17 protein-coding genes are annotated in these 18,699 nt (G+C 68.3%); 7 read left to right on the plus strand and 10 right to left on the minus strand.

Going from position 1 to position 18,699, the window contains the following annotated elements; all coding sequences use genetic code 11:
* Window positions 1–158: 158 nt before the first annotated feature.
* A complete protein-coding gene (locus tag BrevBR_RS14415) occupies window positions 159–1,718 on the plus strand; it encodes an AMP-binding protein (protein ID WP_340001398.1) in 1,560 nt (519 codons plus the stop codon).
* 63 nt (window positions 1,719–1,781) lie between these two features.
* Entirely contained in the window at window positions 1,782–2,183 is a 402-nt protein-coding gene (locus BrevBR_RS14420) for a DoxX family protein (RefSeq protein WP_332639251.1), read from the plus strand.
* Here the strand turns inward: BrevBR_RS14420 and ygiD are convergent.
* Window positions 2,174–2,935: a 4,5-DOPA dioxygenase extradiol gene (ygiD, locus tag BrevBR_RS14425; RefSeq protein WP_340001465.1), complete on the minus strand. Its 762-nt coding sequence runs from the start codon at window positions 2,933–2,935 to the stop codon at window positions 2,174–2,176. The two genes, BrevBR_RS14420 and ygiD, sit on opposite strands and share 10 nt — an antisense overlap.
* Before the next feature lie 158 nt (window positions 2,936–3,093).
* Here ygiD and BrevBR_RS14430 point away from each other — a divergent pair, with 158 nt between their 5' ends.
* Window positions 3,094–3,471, plus strand: coding sequence for a VOC family protein (locus BrevBR_RS14430; RefSeq protein ID WP_340001399.1), 378 nt, complete (start codon window positions 3,094–3,096; stop codon window positions 3,469–3,471).
* Here the strand turns inward: BrevBR_RS14430 and BrevBR_RS14435 are convergent.
* Together BrevBR_RS14435 and BrevBR_RS14440 are read right to left on the minus strand one after the other, a co-directional pair.
* Entirely contained in the window at window positions 3,461–3,925 is a 465-nt protein-coding gene (locus tag BrevBR_RS14435) for a hypothetical protein (protein ID WP_340001400.1), read from the minus strand. The two genes, BrevBR_RS14430 and BrevBR_RS14435, sit on opposite strands and share 11 nt — an antisense overlap.
* Window positions 3,922–4,815, minus strand: a complete 894-nt coding sequence (locus BrevBR_RS14440; RefSeq protein ID WP_340001401.1) for a D-alanyl-D-alanine carboxypeptidase family protein — start codon at window positions 4,813–4,815, stop codon at window positions 3,922–3,924. The genes BrevBR_RS14435 and BrevBR_RS14440 overlap by 4 nt, the downstream gene beginning before the upstream one ends.
* Window positions 4,816–4,937: 122 nt before the next feature.
* On the opposite strand from BrevBR_RS14440, the gene BrevBR_RS14445 reads away from it, so the two are divergent.
* The 3 genes from BrevBR_RS14445 to BrevBR_RS14455 all read left to right on the plus strand — a co-directional run bounded on the left by BrevBR_RS14445 (window position 4,938) and on the right by BrevBR_RS14455 (window position 7,587).
* Window positions 4,938–6,329 carry an MFS transporter gene (locus BrevBR_RS14445; protein ID WP_340001402.1) on the plus strand — a complete coding sequence of 464 codons (1,392 nt, stop codon included), beginning with the start codon at window positions 4,938–4,940 and terminating at the stop codon, window positions 6,327–6,329.
* The gene (gene mazG / locus BrevBR_RS14450) at window positions 6,326–7,111 is read left to right on the plus strand and encodes a nucleoside triphosphate pyrophosphohydrolase (protein ID WP_340001403.1); all 786 of its coding nucleotides are present in this window, start codon (window positions 6,326–6,328) and stop codon (window positions 7,109–7,111) included. Before BrevBR_RS14445 ends, mazG begins: the two co-directional genes overlap by 4 nt.
* 116 nt (window positions 7,112–7,227) lie before the next feature.
* Window positions 7,228–7,587, plus strand: coding sequence for an endonuclease domain-containing protein (locus BrevBR_RS14455; RefSeq protein ID WP_340001404.1), 360 nt, complete (start codon window positions 7,228–7,230; stop codon window positions 7,585–7,587).
* A gap of 63 nt (window positions 7,588–7,650) precedes the next feature.
* Here the strand turns inward: BrevBR_RS14455 and hflX are convergent, their stop codons facing one another.
* The 6 genes from hflX to dusB all read right to left on the minus strand — a co-directional run bounded on the left by hflX (window position 7,651) and on the right by dusB (window position 15,157).
* Window positions 7,651–8,973 (minus strand): GTPase HflX, encoded by a 1,323-nt coding sequence (hflX, locus tag BrevBR_RS14460; protein ID WP_332639235.1) that lies wholly within the window; start codon window positions 8,971–8,973, stop codon window positions 7,651–7,653.
* A gap of 180 nt (window positions 8,974–9,153) precedes the next feature.
* The gene (gene hfq / locus BrevBR_RS14465; RefSeq protein WP_055830158.1) at window positions 9,154–9,399 is read right to left on the minus strand and encodes an RNA chaperone Hfq; all 246 of its coding nucleotides are present in this window, start codon (window positions 9,397–9,399) and stop codon (window positions 9,154–9,156) included.
* 126 nt (window positions 9,400–9,525) lie between these two features.
* On the minus strand, window positions 9,526–10,389 hold the full coding sequence (locus BrevBR_RS14470) for a D-amino-acid transaminase (protein ID WP_332639230.1): 864 nt from the start codon (window positions 10,387–10,389) through the stop codon (window positions 9,526–9,528).
* Window positions 10,386–11,801, minus strand: a complete 1,416-nt coding sequence (gene ntrX / locus BrevBR_RS14475; RefSeq protein ID WP_332639229.1) for a nitrogen assimilation response regulator NtrX — start codon at window positions 11,799–11,801, stop codon at window positions 10,386–10,388. The genes BrevBR_RS14470 and ntrX overlap by 4 nt, the downstream gene beginning before the upstream one ends.
* A gap of 9 nt (window positions 11,802–11,810) precedes the next feature.
* A complete protein-coding gene (locus BrevBR_RS14480; protein WP_340001405.1) occupies window positions 11,811–14,108 on the minus strand; it encodes a sensor histidine kinase NtrY-like in 2,298 nt (765 codons plus the stop codon).
* Window positions 14,105–15,157, minus strand: coding sequence for a tRNA dihydrouridine synthase DusB (gene dusB, locus BrevBR_RS14485; protein ID WP_340001406.1), 1,053 nt, complete (start codon window positions 15,155–15,157; stop codon window positions 14,105–14,107). The genes BrevBR_RS14480 and dusB overlap by 4 nt, the downstream gene beginning before the upstream one ends.
* Before the next feature lie 63 nt (window positions 15,158–15,220).
* Here dusB and BrevBR_RS14490 point away from each other — a divergent pair, with 63 nt between their 5' ends.
* On the plus strand, window positions 15,221–16,372 hold the full coding sequence (locus BrevBR_RS14490; RefSeq protein WP_340001407.1) for a bifunctional 2-C-methyl-D-erythritol 4-phosphate cytidylyltransferase/2-C-methyl-D-erythritol 2,4-cyclodiphosphate synthase: 1,152 nt from the start codon (window positions 15,221–15,223) through the stop codon (window positions 16,370–16,372).
* Here the strand turns inward: BrevBR_RS14490 and BrevBR_RS14495 are convergent.
* Window positions 16,369–18,669: a spermidine synthase gene (locus BrevBR_RS14495; RefSeq protein WP_340001408.1), complete on the minus strand. Its 2,301-nt coding sequence runs from the start codon at window positions 18,667–18,669 to the stop codon at window positions 16,369–16,371. The two genes, BrevBR_RS14490 and BrevBR_RS14495, sit on opposite strands and share 4 nt — an antisense overlap.
* Between the last annotated feature and the right edge of the window lie 30 nt (window positions 18,670–18,699).

Genomic DNA, 18,699 nt, shown 5'->3' on the forward strand with positions numbered 1-18,699 from the left:
GGCTCCGGGCTGTGCGAGACCGCTATGTCGTCCTTCCGGACGGCGAAGGCAAGGCGAGGTCAAGGCTCACGCAGGGTAACGTATCTTTTCAACGGCGGCTCGCCGCCCTAGTTTGCGCGTTCAGCATAACGGGCCGGACCCAACCGGGCCCATGGAGGATGGTTTTGCGCGTACCCCTGGATACCAAGGCCGGTGAGCAGACCATTTTCGACGCCCTGATCGCGGCTCGCGAAAAATACGGCGACAAGGAAATCCTCGAGGACCAGGACCGCAAGCCCCTCACCTACACCGGCCTGATCCGCGCCGCCTTCGTGCTGGGCCGCAAGATCGCCGCCATGACCGAGCTTTCCGAGCGGGTCGGCATCCTTCTGCCGTCCAGCATGGGGGTGGTGGTCACCTACTACGGTCTGCACGCCCACGGACGCGTGCCGGTAATGCTGAATTTCACGTCGGGCGAGGCCAACATCAAGGCGGCGATCAAGGCCGCGGGCGTGAAGAAGATCCTGACCGCCAAACGCTTCATCACCCAGGCCAAGCTGGAAGACCTGATCGAGGACCTCGGCACGGTCGCCGAGATCGTCTGGCTGGACGACGTGCGCAAGACGATCGGCATCCAGGACAAGGTCTACGGCCTGATGGCCGGCATGATGCCCAAACGGTTCCGGACGAAGACCGAGCCGTCGTCTCCCGGCGTGGTCCTGTTCACCTCCGGCAGTTTCGGCGCACCCAAGGGCGTGGTGCTCAGCCAGTGGAACCTGGTCGCCAACTGCCGGCAGGTGGCCCAGCACATCGACCTGCTGCCCGAATGGGTGATGTTCAACCCGCTGCCGACCTTCCACTGTTTCGGCCTGACGGGCGGCGTCCTGCTGCCGATCCTGCACGGGATGAAGGCCTTCCAATATCCGTCGCCGCTGCACGCCAAACAGATCGTCGAACTTCTGCCCGAGGTGAAGGCCTCGATCCTGTTCGCCACAGACACCTTCCTGAACCAGTACGCCCGGGTCGCGGCGGCCGACGACTTCGCCACCCTGCAGTTCGTCGTGGCCGGCGCCGAGCGCGTGCGCGACGAGACCCATCACCTGTTCAACACCCGCTTCCACGGCCTGAAACTGCTGGAAGGCTACGGCGCCACCGAAGCGGCCCCCGTGGTGGCGGTGAACCATCCCGACCGCAACCGCCCCGGCACCGTCGGCCAGATGATGCCGGGCCTTGAATGGCGCATCGATCCGGTCGAGGGCATCTCCGACGGCGGCCGGCTGTATCTGCGCGGGCCCAACGTCATGCACGGCTATCTGTCGGCCGACGATCCCCTGTCGATCGATCCCCTGCCCGGCGGCTGGCACGACACGGGGGACATCGTCGACATCGACAAGGACGGCTACGTCTCCATCCTCGGGCGGGTGAAGCGGTTCGCCAAGATCGGCGGCGAGATGGTGTCGCTGACCGCGGTCGAGGGTCTGGCCAGCGCAGTCTGGCCCGACGCGCGCCACGCCGTGGTCTCCATCCCCGACAGCCGCAAGGGCGAGAAGCTGGTGCTGGTCACCGATCGCAAGGACGCCGACGTCGCGCGTCTGGCCGAATGGGCCCGCAGTCACGGCGCCCCGGAACTGGCCGTGCCCAAGAAGATCATGCGCGTCGTCGAGGTGCCGGTCCTCGGCACCGGCAAGACGGACTATGTGCGCATCCAGCAACTCGCCGAGGTCGACAAGGCCGCCTGACGTCCATGTTTGATTTGCAGCCGACTCGGTTGCAGACTGGCCGCTTCATCAAGGGAGGGTTCCATGTTTGACAGGTTCTCCGCGTATCAGCCGCAACTTCTCAGCGTCCTGCGTATCGTCGCCGGCCTGCTGTTCGTGTGTCACGGCACGGCCAAGGTCCTGGGCTTCCCGGCCGTCGAAGGCCTGCCGCCGCCGGGCCTGAGCCTCGCGGGGCTTTCCGGTCCGCTCGAACTGATCCTCGGCGCCCTGCTTGTCCTGGGACTGTTCACGCGTCCCGCCGCCTTCCTCGCTGCGGGCTTCTGCGCGGTCGGCTACTGGGCGGTTCACGGAATGCAGAACCCTATCCCCATGGTCAACGGCGGCGAGACCATCGCCCTGTACTGCTTCGTCTTCCTGTATCTGGCGGCGGCCGGTCCCGGACCGTGGAGCATCGACGCCGTCATGCGCAAGAAACCCTACGCCTGACCGATCCGCACACCGGTCATCGAGATTGACCCGCCCTCGATGACGTCGTTGAAGAAGCTGACGTCGTCGCCCGGTCCGCGCTGGGCGGCGACGTAGAGCAATGGCAGATAGTGTTCGTCGGTCGGCACGCTCAACTGCGCGTCTTCGGCCAGACCGACCCAGTCGATCAGCGCCGCCTCGTCCCCGCGCACCAGGGCTGATTTCACCGCCTCGTTGAAATCCGAGGCCCACGGATAGGCGCCCCCGCCCGTCCGCTTCCAGGTACGCAGATTGTGGACGAAGTCGCCCGAGCCGGCGATGACCACGCCCTCGTCGCGGAGGACTGAAAGCCGGCGCGCCAGATTGAAATGGCCCTGTGCGTCCAGCCGCCGATCGAGCGACAGCTGCACCACCGGCACGTCGGCCTCGGGCCAGACGTGCGCCAGCACCGACCAGGTCCCGTGGTCCAGGCCCCATTGTGTCGTCGGCGTCGCTCCGGTCAGGTCCGAGACCCGCGCCGCCAGTTCGGGCGAACCGGGAGCGGGATATTGCATGGCGTGCAGCTCATCGGTGAAGCCGCCGAAGTCATGGATGGTTTCAGGATGAGGTTGGGCCGTGACGCCCAGCCCGCTGGTTTCCCAGTGGGCCGAGACCATGACCACGCCCTTCGGCTTGCCGATCGACGCCCCTACCGCCCGCCAGACATCCGCATACGGACCACCGAGCGCGTTCATGGGGGAACCGTGACCGAAGAAGACGGCAGGCTGGCGCATCGCGGGCATGGGATTCTTCCTGACTGCAGGTTTGTTTAGTAACAGTCTCGGTGCTTAAATTGGGCCCCGTGCGATACGCCGCAAGTGGAGGGCGTCAGAATCTTGCGCGCGGCGGCGTCTCTTCCCAGATGCGGAAAGCTTGGCCGGGAGATGGAAGCGTGTTCGATCATTTGTCCTTGGGCGTTCGCGATCTGGGCGCGGCCCGCCGCTTCTACGCCGCCTTCCTCGGGCCCCTGGGCCATGGCGAGACGACGGCGACCGAGGCTGAGCTGGCCTATGGTCGGGGCGGCGAAAACAGTCAGTTCTTTCTGTATCCCGTTAGCGGCGACCGCATCCCGGGCCTGGGAACCCATATCGCCTTCGCGGCCCCCAATCCGGCGGCCGTGGACGCGGCCTGCGCCGCCGCCATCGCCAACGGCGCGACGGTGATCCGCGCCGCCGGAAGACATCCGGATATCGCGCCGGACTACTACGGCGCCGTGCTGCTGGACCCCGACGGCAACAAGCTGGAGATCGTCACCGGCCTCATGCACTAGGCCGGCCGATCGGGCAGACCCGGTCGTAGAAGGCCTGGTCGCCGGGCGTTTGCTCGCCCCGCGACAGGCGAAACCGATGCTCGACCACCATGGCCTGCTGCTCGATGTTCAGATCGGTCCAGCCGCAGTCCATGCCGACCGGATATTCGTAGGATGCCGGGCGATCCCCGGCTCTCAGCTTGCCGGTCAGCAGGTTCACGCCCTGCTGCGCCTGCCAGACATGGGTCAGTTCGTGAATGAAGGTCGCCTGCAGCCTCAATGACGCCAGCGCGACGTCCGCCGGCAGGAACCGGCGCGGCCACACGATCCAGTCCCGCCCGAACCAGCGCCCGGCGACGAAGGCCCGGTTGAACGGCCACGGCGCCAGCAGAAAGCGAACGGTTTCGAGGATCAGGGAGTCGCCGAACGCCTCCTCCGCCAGCGCCCGTTCACCGACCGTCAGTGCACGGATCATTGCCCGGCATAGCCTCCGGTCGGGCTGACCCACTCCCAGTGCCAGGGCTCATAGACATAGGGGGTGAAGCCGAACCGGCCGGCGTTCTTGACCAGCCAGCGATAGGTCGGGCCGCGGGTCATATGCAGCCGGCTGGCCGCCGAGGTGTTGTCGACCCCCAGTCCCGCCAATTGGCCGACATAGAGATCCACCGCGGTTCCCGTCCGGTGGGGCGAACAAACCGCCCGCCTCAGCCCGTCGCAATTGCCCGACGCAGCGCAGCGGGCCGCGTCGGCCTCGGGATCGCGGAAGCCGGAGAAGATCTGCAGCAACTCCGGATCGTTGGCGACCTCAGGCGCCTCGGCGCGCGCGGCGGCGACCAGCCGGCGATAGGCGTCCAGAACGTCACGCCGCAGCAGACGGGTCAGGCGGTCGGCGTGCTCCTCCGATTCGACCAGATAGCCGAGCTGGTACAGCGGCGGCGGTTCGGGGCACGGCTCCTCGCGCACCCGGGCCATGATGAAGGGCCGCCGTTCCTGCCACAGGCCGCGGAATGTCTGGAAGGTGGCGGCGTCGAACCAGCCGGTCGGCGGCAGGCCGTGGCCAATCTGGAACTCCGCCAGCTTCCGCGCGAACACCGGCGAACCGGGCGCGCAGTCGGTGCCCAGCTCGTGCTGGATCAGCGGCAGATAGGTCTCCCAGCCGTATTCGGTCGGCCCGAACGGCGCCCATTCCATCCGCTGCCACGACACGCTGTTGGCAAAGGCGGGACCGGCCCATTCTATGGCGTCGGCGTCGCAGACCTGGGCCTGACCCGGGCGCGGCGCACGCCCGCGATTCTGCGCCTCGGCCGCCGTCGCGGCGAACAGGCCGGCGGCGGTCAGCAGCAACAGGATCAGACGCATCAGCATGGGGTGATGGTGACCCCGTCTGTGTGGTCACGGCAAGGCCATTCGCCTCACGCTCGCGCGACGCCTGCAAAGTCGGCATGGTGAGGCCACGGCCGACTCGGGCCGGATCGCCGGACCTTGCCATGACCGACGCACCCGTCGCCGAAGCCGCCCCCGCCCGCCGCTCCAACGCCATACTGGCGGCCTTCTCGGGCCCCTGCCTGCCTCTGGCCGCCTTCGGCGTGGCCCTGCCGGTCACCCTGCCCGAGTTCTACGCCACCTATGTGGGGCTGGAGCTGGGCGTGGTCGCGGCGGTGTTCATGGCGGTGCGGCTGATCGACATCGTCTTCGACCCCTTCATCGGCTGGGGCATGGACAAGACCAAAACCAGATGGGGCCGCTACCGTCCGTGGATGGCGATCTCGACGCCGATCCTGATGCTGTCGGCCCTGATGATGTTCGTGGTGGTCCAGCCCGGCGCCGGCGCGGCCTACCTGTTCGGCTGGCTGCTGGTCCTCTACCTCGGCTTCTCGATCGGCACCCTGGGCCAGCTGGGCTGGGCCTCGGTGCTGGCGCCGCAGTACGACCAGCGCAGCCGCGTCTACGGCTGGTGGCAGGTGTTCAACATCATCGGCGTGATCCTGATTCTGATCCTGCCGACCGTGGTGGTGAAGACAGGCATCGGCGACTACGCCGCCGGCGTGCGCATCATGGGCTGGGCCATCATGATCGCCCTGCCCGTCACCATCGGCCTGGCCATGTTCGTGGTGCCCGAGCCGGTCAACGCCGGCGCCGCGCCGCATGGCGGGCCGAAGGCCTACCTCGGCCTGTTCGGCAAGAAGACGGTGCGCAAGCTGCTGTTCGCCGACCTGCTGCTGGGCGTGGCGCCGGGCATCACCGGCTCGCTGCTGTTCTTCTTCTTCGGCCAGATCAAGGGCTATGACCACACCCAGGCCTCGCTGTTCATGCTGTTCTATTTCGTCGCCGGACTGGTCGGCGCGCCGTTCTGGGCCTGGCTGGCCACAAAGATCGGCAAGGACCGGGCGCTGGCGACGGCCAGCCTGGTCTTCGCGGTCTTCTACATCGGCGCCACCCTGGTCCCGGGCGGCAATTTCGCCCTGACCGCCGCCGCCATGTTCATCGCCGGCCTGCCCTATGCGGCGGGCCTGTTCCTGCTGCGGGCCATGATGGCCGACGCGGGCGACGAGGTTCGTCTGGACACGGGCGTGGACCGCACCGGCCTGATGTTCTCCATCCTGTCGGCCACGACCAAGATCGGCCACGTGGTGGCCCTGATCCCCTATCTGGTCCTGCAGGCCGTCGGCTTCCGCGCCGTTCCCGGCGTCGGGGGCAATAGCGAGATGTCGCTGCTGACGCTGCAGATCCTCTTCATCCTCGTCCCCGGCCTGCTGCTGGCCGCCGCGGCCCTGGTGCTGAAGGGCTATCCGCTGACGCCCGCGCGCCATGACGAAATCCGCAAGGCGCTCGAGGCCCGCGACGGCGCGGCGACAGATCCGGTTGTGGAGCCCGCATGACGCCGATCGACCGCCTGACGGCCATCATGGCCCGACTGCGCGACCCCGTCGGCGGCTGTCCGTGGGACGTGGAGCAGACCTTCGCCACCATCGCCCCCTATACGCTGGAAGAGGCCTATGAGGTCGCCGACGCCATCGAGCGCGGCGACATGGACGAACTGAAGTCCGAACTCGGCGATCTGCTGTTCCAGGTCGTCTTCCACGCCCGCATGGCCGAGGAACAGGGGCTGTTCGCCTTCGACGACGTGGCCAACGCCATCGCCGACAAGCTGGAGCGCCGCCATCCGCACGTCTTCGGCGACGAGGCGGCAAAGGCCGACGGCGCGGCCCAGAAGGCCCGCTGGGAGGACATCAAGGCCGCCGAACGCGTGGCGAAGGCCCAGCACGGCGTGCTGGACGACGTGCCGGTCGGCCTGCCCGCCCTCGCCCGGGCCGCCAAACTGACCAAACGCGCCGCCCGGGTGGGCTTCGACTGGCCCTCGACCGACGAGGTCTTCGACAAGCTGGACGAGGAGGTGGCCGAACTGCGCGTCGAGATCGCCGCCGGGGACCTCGACAAGGCCCGGGACGAGGTCGGGGACCTGCTGTTCGTGGTCGCCAATCTGGCGCGGAAGCTGGGGGTCGAGCCGGAGGACGCGCTGCGGGGGGCGAATGCGAAATTCGTACGGCGGTTCGGGTTCATCGAGGCGGAGCTGGCCAAGGACGGGCGGACGCCGGAGCAGAGCGATCTGGCCGAGATGGACGGGCTGTGGGACGCGGCGAAGGCGCACGAAAGAGGCTGACCTTCTAACCTGAGATTGTATTCGCTGGCGCAGCTTGCTCCGTCCGGACAAGCTGGCCCCGTCTCCTCCCTGTGGCGAAGCCATGGGGAGGGGGACCACGAAGTGGTGGAGGGGTAATGACGGCGTTGCTGACGGTTGAGAGGGCCCGAGAACTTCGTCGGCGGATGACCCCGCCCGAGGCGCGACTATGGGTCTGTCTTCGCGGCAAACGGCTGGCGGGTCTGAAGTTTCGCCGTCAGCATCCGATCGGCCCGTACGTTCTGGACTTCTACTGCGCTGCAGCGAAGCTGGCTGTCGAGGTGGATGGGCAGAGCCACGAACGCCCAGAGCAAATCGCGCATGACCGTCGGCGCACGGCTTGGCTGAGGGAACAGGGCGTGAGAGTCGTTCGGCTCGCCGCCGAGGATGTCCGGGTGCACCTAGACGGGGTCGTGGACTACATACGGCGAACCGCCCTGGAGCGGCAGGGTGGCTGATACCCCTCCACCGCTTCGCGGTCCCCCTCCCCATCGGCTTCGCCGACAGGGAGGAGACAATCCTTAGCCCGCCGTCTGGAACTGCCGCTCGAACCGCCCCAGCGCCGCCGGGTGAAGCCGCACCACCACATGCGTCCGGCCTTCGTCGTCCGTCTCGCGGCCGGTGACGCGGCCGTTCTCGTAGAGCCAGGCGAGCGCCTCGCCCTGTGAGGGGTCCAGCACCAGTTCCGTCTCCGGGTCGTCGTCGATCAGGCCGGCGATGGTTTCGCGCAGGGGTTCGATCCCCTCCCCGGTCCAGGCCGAGACCGCGACGGCCTTGCCCTGCGCCCGGAGGCGTTCGGCCTGACCCAGGACGGCCTCGCGGACGTCCTCGGCCAGCAGGTCCGTCTTGTTCCAGACCTCCAGAACCCGGCGGGTCTTGCCCTCGGGCGTCGGGATCTGTTTCAGCACCGCCTCGACGTCCTTCGACTGGGCGTCGCTGTCCGGGCTGGCGATGTCGCGGACGTGCAGGATCAGGTCGGCCTCGCCCACCTCTTCCAGCGTGGCGCGGAAGCTCTCGACCAGTTCGTGGGGCAGGTCCGAGATGAAGCCGACGGTGTCCGCCACGATGGCGGGCCGGCCCTGCGGCAGGCGGATGGTGCGCTGGGTCGTGTCCAGGGTGGCGAACAACAGGTCCTTGGCCAAGACCTCGGAGCCCGTCAGCCGATTGAACAGGGTCGACTTGCCGGCGTTGGTGTAGCCGACCAGGGCGATGGTCGGGAACGGGACCTTCTGGCGCTGTTTGCGGTGCAGTCCGCGGGTGCGGCGCACCTCGTCCAGCTCGACCTTCAGCTTGACGATGCGGTCGGCGATCAGGCGGCGGTCGAGCTCGATCTGGGTTTCGCCGGGGCCGCCGGTCGAACCGGTGCCGCCGCGTTGCCGCTCGAGGTGGGTCCAGGTGCGCACCAGCCGCGACCGCTCATAGTCCAGCCGCGCCAGCTCGACCTGCAGCCGGCCTTCCTTGGTCCGTGCGCGGCGGCCGAAGATTTCGAGGATCAGGCCGGTGCGGTCGATGACCTTGCAGTCCCAGGCCTTTTCCAGATTGCGCTGCTGAACCGGCGACAGGTCGTCGTCGACGACCACGGCCTCGGCCTCGGCGGCGCGAACCAGGGCGGCCAGCTCCTCGACCTTGCCGGTCCCGAACAGGGTGGCGGGCGTGGGCTTTCGGATGCGCACGATTTCCTCGGCGCGCACATCGAGGTCAAGCGCGCGGGCGAGGCCGACGGCCTCTTCCAGACGCTCCACGGACTGACGCGAACTTTCGCTCGCGCCGAAGCCCGATCGTTCAGGGTGCAGGACGACGGCCCGGATCAGCGGGACGGCGTGGTCGATGTGTTTGGACGTCAAGTGTGTTGTGCTGCTTTCAAAGGCGTCATCCTCGGGCTTGACCCGAGGATCGGACTATCCGGTGCTCACTGACAGATAGGCACGCGACGGACGGAAGGCCACCTTACACGCACAGGACCGGCGACCTCTGATCCTCGGGTCAAGCCCGAGGATGACGACGGGGGTGACGCGCGGGAGGCGTCAGTCCTCGTCCGCTTCCGGCTCGTACAGCTGGACGGGCGCGGACGGCATGATGGTCGAGATGGCGTGTTTGTAGACCAGTTGCGACTGGCCGTCGCGACGCAGCAGCACACAGAAGTTGTCGAACCAGGTCACGATGCCCTGCAGCTTGACCCCGTTGACCAGGAAGATGGTCAGGGGCGTCTTGGTCTTGCGGACGCTGTTGAGGAAGGTGTCCTGGAGATTCTTGGACTTGTCTTGCGACATGGCAGGTTCAGCCTGTTCTTGCTTGTTCTCCGGCCGAGAGAGCGGCGCGGGGCTGGATCGGATGTCCGGCCCCTCCAGCATAGGCATCGGCGGCGACCGATCAATCTCATTCGGCAAGTGCGGACGTCACAGGGCGTCGCGGATGGCCTGATCCAGATAAAGGGTGCGTAACCGGGTCGCGATCGGGCCCGGCTTGCCCGCGCCGATCTTCGTCCCGTCGATCGACACCGCCGGCATCACGAAGCCGCTGGCGGAGGTGTAGAAGGCCTCCCTGGCCCGCTTGGCCTCGTCGACGCTGAAGGCCCGCTCCTCGAACTCCAGCCCCTCCTCCTCGATCAGCCTCAGCACCGCCGCACGCGTGACGCCGCGCAGGATGTTGGACTGGGCGTCGCGGGTCCTCAGCTTGCCGTTCTCGTCGACGATCCAGGCGTTGGTGGACGAGCCCTCGGTGACCAGACCCATTTCGTCGACCATCCAGGCTTCGGCCGCGCCCTTTTCCTTCGCCGCCTGTTTGGCCAGGACATTGGGCAGAAGGCCCACGGTCTTGATGTCGCAACGTCCCCAGCGGATGTCGGGATGGGTGACCACCGCCACCCCCTTCTTCGCCGCCGCATTGCCTTTCGACAACGGCAGGGACCGGGCGGTGACGACCACGCTGGGCGGCGTGCCCTCGGGCGGGAACGGATGGTCGCGCCGGGCCGTGCCACGCGTGACCTGCAGATAGACCAGCCCTTCCCTGACCCGGTTGCGCCGCACCGTCTCGTTCAGAACCCGGGCCAGCGCCTCGGCCGTCATCGGGATGGGGATGCGCAACTCGTTCAGGCTGCGGTGCAGGCGCGTCATATGGCCGTCGAAATCCGCCAGGCGGCCGTCGAACACCGACCAGACCTCATAGACCCCGTCGGCGAACTGGAAGCCGCGATCCTCGACATGGATCACGGCCTGGCCGTGCGGCTGGTACTGGCCGTTGACGTAGGCGACGCGGCTCATTCCTCGATGACCTCTTCGATGTCTTCCTCGCCGCCGCGGGACGGCGAGACGCCGAGCGACTTGAGCTTCCGGTGCAGGGCCGACCGCTCCATGCCGATGAAAGCCGCGGTGCGCGAGATATTGCCGCCGAAGCGCATGATCTGCGCCGCCAGATACTCGCGCTCGAACACCTCGCGCGCCTCCCGCAGCGGCAAGGCGATGATGCGCTCGCCGCCCAGGGTGCCGGTCGAGTTCGCGTTGGTCGCCTCCTGCGGCAGCATGTCGGCGGTGATCGGCTCATTGACGTCGCCGGTGGCCAGGATCAGCAGCCGCTCGACGTTGTTGCGCAGCTGGCGGACGTTGCCCGGCCAGGGATGGACCTGCAGCACGGCGATGGCGTCGTCGCCCAGCCGCCGCTTCGGCAGGCCCTGCGACGACGACAGGCTTTCGATGAAATAGTCGATCAGCTCCTGGATGTCCTCGCGGCGCTCGGACAGGGCGGGCACCCGGATTGGCACCACGTTCAGGCGGTGGAACAGGTCCTCGCGGAACCGGCCCTCGGCGATCTCCTGCTTCAGGTCGCGCGAGGTCGAGGTGACCACGCGGATATCGACCTGCACGTCCTGCTCGCCGCCGACCCGGCGGAAGCGCTGTTCGACCAGCACGCGCAGAACCCGACTCTGACTCTCACGCGGCATGTCGCCGACGTCGTCCAGATAGAGGGTGCCGTTGTGGGCGCGTTCGAACACCCCGATCTTGCGCGGACGGCCGTCGACGCCCTCCTCCCCGAACAGTTCGATGTCCAGCCGTTCCGGCGTCATGCCGGCGGCGGCGATGGCCACGAACTCGCCCTTGGACCGCGCGCTGGCCTCGTGGATCTGGCGCGCCACCAGTTCCTTGCCCGAACCCGGAGGGCCCGAGATCAGGACCCGGCTGTTGGCCGGCGCCACCTTGGCGATGGTGCTGCGCAGGGCCTGGGCCGCGGCGGAGCGGCCGATGAAGCCTGTCGGCGCGGCGACCTGGGCGCGCAGCCGGCGGTTCTCGCGCTTCAGCGAACTGGCTTCCAGCGCGCGTTGCACCACGACGACCAGGCGGTCGGACTTGAACGGCTTTTCGATGAAGTCATAGGCCCCGCGCTGCAGCGCCGTGACCGCCGTCTCGATATTGCCGTGGCCCGAGATCATGACCACCGGCAGATCGGGATCCAGCTCCTTGATGACGTCCAGCAGTTCCAGCCCGTCCAGACCGCCGCCCTGCATCCAGATATCCAGCAGGGCCAGCGACGGCTTCCTGGCCCGAATGGCGGCCAGGGCCTCGTCGGAGTTGGACGCCGTGCGCACGGCGTGGCCTTCGTCCTCCAGCAGGCCTGACACCAGCTCGCGGATATCGGCCTCGTCATCGACGACCAGAATGTCGGCTCCCGTGGATCGCATATCGCCTCGCTATTCAGCAGCCGGAAGGGTCGGAGTCCGGGACGGTTTCGCGTCCTTCGCCCCGGCCGCGCCGGCCGATTTCGGTTGGGATTTGAGAGGGAAGGTCAGGCACACGCGTGCGCCCGACAGGTTTTCGGCGTCGGCCAGCTTCAGCTCGCCGCCGTGTTCTTCACAGATGCGTTTGACGATCGCCAGACCCAGGCCGGTGCCCTTCTCGCGCGTCGTCACATAGGGTTCGGTCAGGCGGTCGCGGTCCTTGGCGGGCAGGCCCGGGCCGTCGTCCTCAATGACGAAGGTCGCCGTCCCGTCCTCGACGATCAGCCGCGCCGAAATGCCCGGACGGTCGCCGTCGTCCGGCCGTGGCGCGATGGCTCGCCGCGCGGCCACGGCCTCGCCCGCGTTCTTGAGGATGTTGGTCAGGGCCTGACCGACCATCGGCCGGTCGGCGTGCAGGGTGACCTTGGGCAGGGGTTCGACCAGCTCGACGCCGATCTCCGCCTCGGCCACCCGCTGGGCGAATACGGCCTCTCGCAGGAGCTCGGCCGGATCGGCGGCGGTGAACCGGGGCGCGGGCATCCGGGCGAAGGACGAGAATTCGTCGACCATCCGGCCGATGTCTCCGACCTGACGGATGATGGTTTCGGTGCAGCGGTCGAACACCTCGACGTCGTCCATGACCTGTCCGCGATAACGCCGCCTCAGACGTTCGGCCGACAGCTGGATCGGGGTCAGCGGGTTCTTGATCTCGTGCGCGATGCGCCGCGCGACGTCGCGCCAGGCGGCGTTGCGCTGGGCCGTCACCAGCCGGGTGATGTCGTCGAAGGTCAGGACCATCTCCCCGCCGACCCCGCCTTCGATGCGGACCCGCAGGCGGCGGGTCTCGCCCTCCAGACTGACGTCGATCTCTTCCTCAATGTGCGCCTCGGCGCGACCGGCCAGTTCACTGAGTTCCGGCGATACCTCTCCCAGCGGACGGCCGATGATGTCGGAGTCGCGGATGGCCAGCAGCTCCACGGCGCTGTCGTTGATGGCCGAGACGCGGCGCTGGCGGTCCAGACCGATCACGCCGGCGGAGACGCCGGACAGCACGGTCTCGATGAACCGGCTGCGGCCCGTGGCCTCCTCGCTGGCGGCTCTCAGCGCGGCCTGCTGGGCCTCCAGGTCTCCGGTCATGCGGTTGAAGGCCGCCGAAAGGGTCTTGATCTCGCCCGGTCCGTCCTCGCCGTCGACACGCGCCGTCAGGTCGCCGCCGGCGACCCGGTCCGCCGCCTTGACCAGCCGCCCGATCGGCGCCGAGATGGCGCTGGCCGCGCCCATACCCAGCCAGATGGCGCCGACGAGCACCAGCAGGGCCGTCTCGACATAGCTGAGTGCGAAGGCGGCCTGGATGCGTTGCCGACTTTCCTGCGCCTCGCGATAGGCGACGATGGATTCCTCGCCGTTGCGCATCTGGGCGATCAGCCCGTCCTGCAACGGTCGAACCAGATACAGATAGGCGTCGCCGTAGGCCGGCAGGGGGATCAGCGACCGCACGGCGTCCGGATTTTCGGTGACCTCTTGCGGCGGCTCGCCGCCTTCGGCCGCGGCCTCCAGCACCACGCGGGGCGGCGCCACATAGGCCGGCGCGGCGGGTCCCTCGCCGCTGGCGAGAACCTCGCCGTCGGGTCCGATTATATAGATGGCGGGATAGCCGAAGAGATCGGCGATCTGGGTCAGGGCATCGGAAAACTGGATGCGGTTTTCAAACAATGGCCTGGCGCCGACAAGCTGGTCCGCGATGACGCGAAGGTCCCCGTCCATCTCTTCAGAGACGTCTTTCAGATAGGCGTCGCCGATCAGGGCCCCATTCCTCACCGCCGACTGGACATTGTCGCTGAACCACTGGTCCACGCCGCGGTTGACCAGTACTCCGAACACCAGGGCGATCAGCACCGCCGGCACCAGAGCGACCAGCGAGAACAGGGTCACGAACCGCAGATGCAGGCGCGCGCCCGCGTCGGTGCGCCGGCGAAACAGGGATAGCGCCCGCCGCCCCACCACCACGGCCAGTCCGCCGATCAGCATCAGATTGGCGCCCAGGATGACCAGCACGGCCTGACTGGCGGTCGCCCGCGCCCCTTCGCCGCTGCTGCCCGGGGCGACCGCGACCAGCCAGATGGCGGCGATCGTGATCACGAAGGCTAGCGAATAGGCGGCCACAAAGGCGTTGCGCCGACGCTCCTCCGACCAGCCGGCGAACCAGCGAACCTCGCCGCGTCGATCGGCGGCGGGTCCAGGCTCTGTGTCAGCGGTCGGTGTATCCGTCATGCCACTCCAGCTTCGACCACCTGTGGCGAAATATCAACAGGGTGGTGGCCTGAATGCGTCACCTGACGCCACAGCGTCGTGAGTTCGCGCTCAACCTCGTCAGGGCTTTCAAGGCGGCACAGCCGGGACTTCGCCGCCCGCCGCTCCAGCGGATCCCCGGGCCAGGGCGCCTGTTCGATGTACCAGCCCAGGTGTTTGCGGAACATCTTCAACCCCAGCGGCAGACCGTAGAAGGCGGCCGAGGCCCGTAGATGTTCGACGACGATTGCCAGCCGCTCCTCCCGGTCAGGCTCCACCAGCACGGTCCCGTCGGCCAGGGCCCGCTCCATATGCGCCGCCAGCCACGGCCGGCCGTACACGCCGCGGCCCAGCATCAGGGCGTCGGCGCCTGACTGGCTCAGCGCCGCGCGAGCATCGTCGGCAGTCAGGATGTCGCCATTGACGATGACGGGGATGCCCACAGCCGCCTTGACCTCGCCGACCGCGGTCCAGTCAGCGACGCCGGTGTAGAATTGCTGCCGGGTCCGCCCGTGTACGGTGACCGCCTTGACGCCGATCTCCTCGGCCCGCTTCGCCAGCAGGGGCGCGTTGCGGTGGGCGTCGTCCCAGCCCAGCCGCATCTTGACCGTCACCGGCCGCGTGGTCGCCTCGACCGCCGCCTGCATGAGACGGCAGGCCAGTTCGGGGGCCCGCATCAGGGCCGAACCGCAGGCCGAACCCGTGACCTCCTTGGCCGGACAGCCGAAATTCAGATCGACGATGTCGGCCCCGGCCTTTTCGGCCATGCGCGCACCCTCGGCCATGGCCGCAGGATCGCGACCCACCAGCTGGATCACGGTCAGAGGGAGACCCTCGCCCACCGCCGCGCGACGGACCACATCGGGCCGCGCCCGGGCCAGCTCGGCGGCGGCCACCATCTCGGTCGCGACATAGGCTGCGCCCAGCCGAGAGGCCAGCCGCCGGAACGGCAGGTCGGTGATCCCGGTCATCGGCGCGGTCAGCACCCGTCCGGGCACCCACACGTCGCCGATCTGTATGCCTGTAGCCATGAGGCCCTTTCCGCGCCCTCGACGCCCCTCGTCAAGCGCAACCGCGGCGATTAGAAGGCCGGGATGACCACGCTCCAACCCGCCTTCGCCGCCATCGTGGTCGCCGCCGGCTCCGGCTCTCGCGCCGGAGGGGCCAAGCAGTGGCGGGCCCTTGGCGGAAAGCCGGTTGTACGCTGGTCGGTCGAGGCCCTGTTGAAGGCCGGGGCTGAAGACATCGTGGTCGTCGTTTCAGCCGGTTCGGAAGCCGAGGCGCAGTCCGCCCTCGCCGGTCTTTCGGGTTGGCGGCTGGCGACGGGTGGCGACACCCGGGCCGCCTCGGTCCGTAATGGCCTGCAGGCGCTGGGCGGTCCCGGCGACCGGTCCGTTCTGATCCATGACGCCGCGCGGCCGTTCCTGGATGCTTCCGTCATCCGTCGTCTGATCGAGGTGCTCGGCGAGGCGGACGGCGCCCTGCCCGCCCTGCCCGTCGCCGACAGCCTGCGCCGCGCGACCGGCGGGCTCGTGTCGGGCGCGATCGAGCGCGACGGCTTGTGGCGCGCCCAGACCCCGCAGGCCTTTCGCTATCAGGCCATCGCCGACGCATATGCGGCCTGGCCCGCCGACGAACCCGCCACCGACGAGGCCGCCGTGCTGGAACGCGCCGGCGGCCGCGTCCGCATCGTCGAGGGCGATGCGCGGCTGATGAAACTGACCTTCCCCGAGGATTTCGCCATGGCCGAGACGCTCATCCCCCGCCAGATCCGCGTGGGTCAGGGCTTCGACGCCCATCGCTGGGGCCCCGGAACCTCGGTCTGGCTGTGCGGCGTGGAAATCCCCCACGACCAGACCCTGATCGGTCATTCCGACGCCGACGCCGGGCTGCACGCCCTGACCGACGCCATTCTGGGCGCCATGGGGGATGGCGACATCGGCGACCATTTCCCGCCCACCGATCCGCAATGGAAGGGCGCGTCGTCCGACCTGTTCCTGATCCACGCCATTCAGCGGCTGGCCGCGCGCGGCGGCCGGCTGGTCAACGTCGACGTCACCCTGATCTGCGAAAGACCGAAGGTGAAACCGCACCGTCAGGCCATGCGCGAACGTGTCGCCGACATCCTGTCGCTCCCGCTCGACGCGGTCAGCGTCAAGGCGACCACCACGGAGGCCATGGGCTTCACGGGGCGCGGCGAAGGCCTGGCCGCCCAAGCCTTGGCGACGATCGAACTACCCGCCTAGAGCGGCCTTTCGGCCGGCGGGAACATGCTGCGCCACAGCGAGCCGAACAGGTTAACGTAGTCGTCCGTCCACGGCCGCACCGTCGTCTGCAGCGGCTGTTTCCAGCGCGCGTCGGCGCGGAAGTCGGCCAGCCCCTCGGGCGTCGGCGACAGGATCAGGGCCTCGGTCGAGGCCTCGGCCATCTCGGGCGTCGAATCGCCCTCGTAATAGATCTGATGCAGGCTGGCCTTGCCCAGCGACTGCGCCGCGGCGATGGCCGGCAGGGTGATGTCGAGGTTGCGGTTCGACAGGTGCAGCAGCACGACCCCATTGGGCTTCAACAGCTTCAGATAGCCTTCGATGGCCTCGGCCGTCAGCAGGTGCGTCGGCACCGCGTCCGACGAGAAGGCGTCGATGATCAGCAGGTCGTACGATCCCGCCGGCTGCTTCGCCAGCGTCAGACGCGCGTCGCCCAGAACGGTGTCGATCGGGCCCGCAGCGCAGTCCGAGATATAGGTGAACCACTCGGGATCTCGCGACAGCCTGTCGACCATCGGATCGATCTCGAAGAAGGTCATCGAGTCCTCGGCCCGCTTGTAGGTGGCCATGGCGCCCGAGCCCTGGCCGACGACGCCGATCCGGGCCGGGCCGCGCGCCTCGACCATCTCGGCGGCCTGACCGATAGGCGTGGCGGGAGCGTAGTAGAGGGTCGGCACGCAGTCGAAGCGGGGATCGCGCGCCTGCGCTCCATGCAGGGTCGTGCCGTGCATGAGCACATGGACGTCGCCGCCCAGCCGCGGGTCGGGCGAATTGGCCACCCGCATCACGCCGAAGAAGCTGCGGCCCGAATAGCTCCAGTCATAGCCGCGCGCGATCCATTGCGACGACAGGGTGATGGCCAGCAGGATCGCCGTGAACGCCAGCGCCCGGTCGCGCACCAGAAAGGCGCAGATGGCGACCGGCAGCAGCATGATCATCGCCAGCTGGCCCATCTGGAACGGCGAAGTCGAATAGAAGGCGGCTCGTGCTCCGTCATTGCTGTTCAGCCAAAGGGACAACAGCACCGGCGAGGCCGCGACGACCAGGGCGGCCACGAGGACGCCCGTCTGCGTCCCGTTGAGCGGTCCCCTGCCCCATGGCCGGGCCAGGCCGACCAGCACGAGGACCAGCGGATACTCCCAGACCATGTTGAAGATGACCGGCGCGAGCAGGGCGGTGAACGCCCCGCCGACCACGCCGCCCAGCGACATCAGCAGATAGAATTCCGTCAGCCGGTCCGGCGCCGGCCGCCGGGCCGCCAGCAACTGATGGCACATCAGGGCGGCGAAGAAGAAGGCGGTCAGGTGGATGGCGAAGGCCATGGTCCAGTTGGATGAGCGGAAGGCCACGGTCAGCACGCAGACCGCCCCGATCGCGGCCTGGATCGGCAGGGTCGCCGTCAGCGGAATCCACGGCCTGTTCTGGAAGGCGATGACGAAGGTCAGCAGATACAGGGCCAGCGGCGCGACCCACAGGAAGGGCGCCGAGGCCACGTCGGTTGACAGGTGCGAGGTCACCCCCAGCATCAGGCTGGACGGCGCGGCGGCCAGCAGGACCAGAATGATCTTCTCGCGCAACGTCATCGGCGGGCTGACGGTCAGGCGGGCGGGCTCGGCGGAGCGGTCCAGCCGTCGGCTCCAGACCACGAAGGCCAGGGCCACGACCATGAGCATGAAGGCGACATAGCCGCCGCTCCAGCCCCACCGCTGTCCCGACAGGGTCGCCAGCGGCTCTATCAGGATCGGATAGGACAGCAGGGCCAGGAAGCTGCCGAGGTTCGAAGCCGCATAGAGCACATAGGGATTCCGGCCGTCGGCGTAGCCGGCGCGCACCCGGGCGTACCAGGCCTGCAGCAAGGGGGCCGTCGCCGACAGGACCGCGAACGGCGCACCGACCGACAGGGCCAGGGTCGCCAGCAGCCATATGACCGGCGCCGACGGATCGGGGTCTCCCAGCCAGCCGTTGATGCGCAGCGGCAGGAACAGGGCGGCCGCGACCAGCAGCGCCAGATGGATGGCCACCTGGGTCTTGATCGACCCGACCTTCTGCAGGCCGTGGGCATAGCCGTAGCCGGCCAGCAGCGCGGTCTGGAAGAAGACCATGGCCGTGTTCCACACCGCCGGCGATCCGCCCAGCATGGGCAGGACCAGCTTGGTCACCATCGGCTGGACCACGAACACCAGAGAGGCCGAGGTGAAGATGGCCACGGCGAAAAGCAGCGGCGTCAGCCTGTCCGGCGCGCGCGCTTCGATCGCCGTGTCCCCTGTGGTGTCGCTCATGCCCGCCCCGTATGCTGGCGCCGTTCCCGG

It is taken from the genome of Brevundimonas sp. BR2-1 (assembly GCF_037626195.1).
Taxonomy (GTDB): Bacteria; Pseudomonadota; Alphaproteobacteria; order Caulobacterales; family Caulobacteraceae; genus Brevundimonas.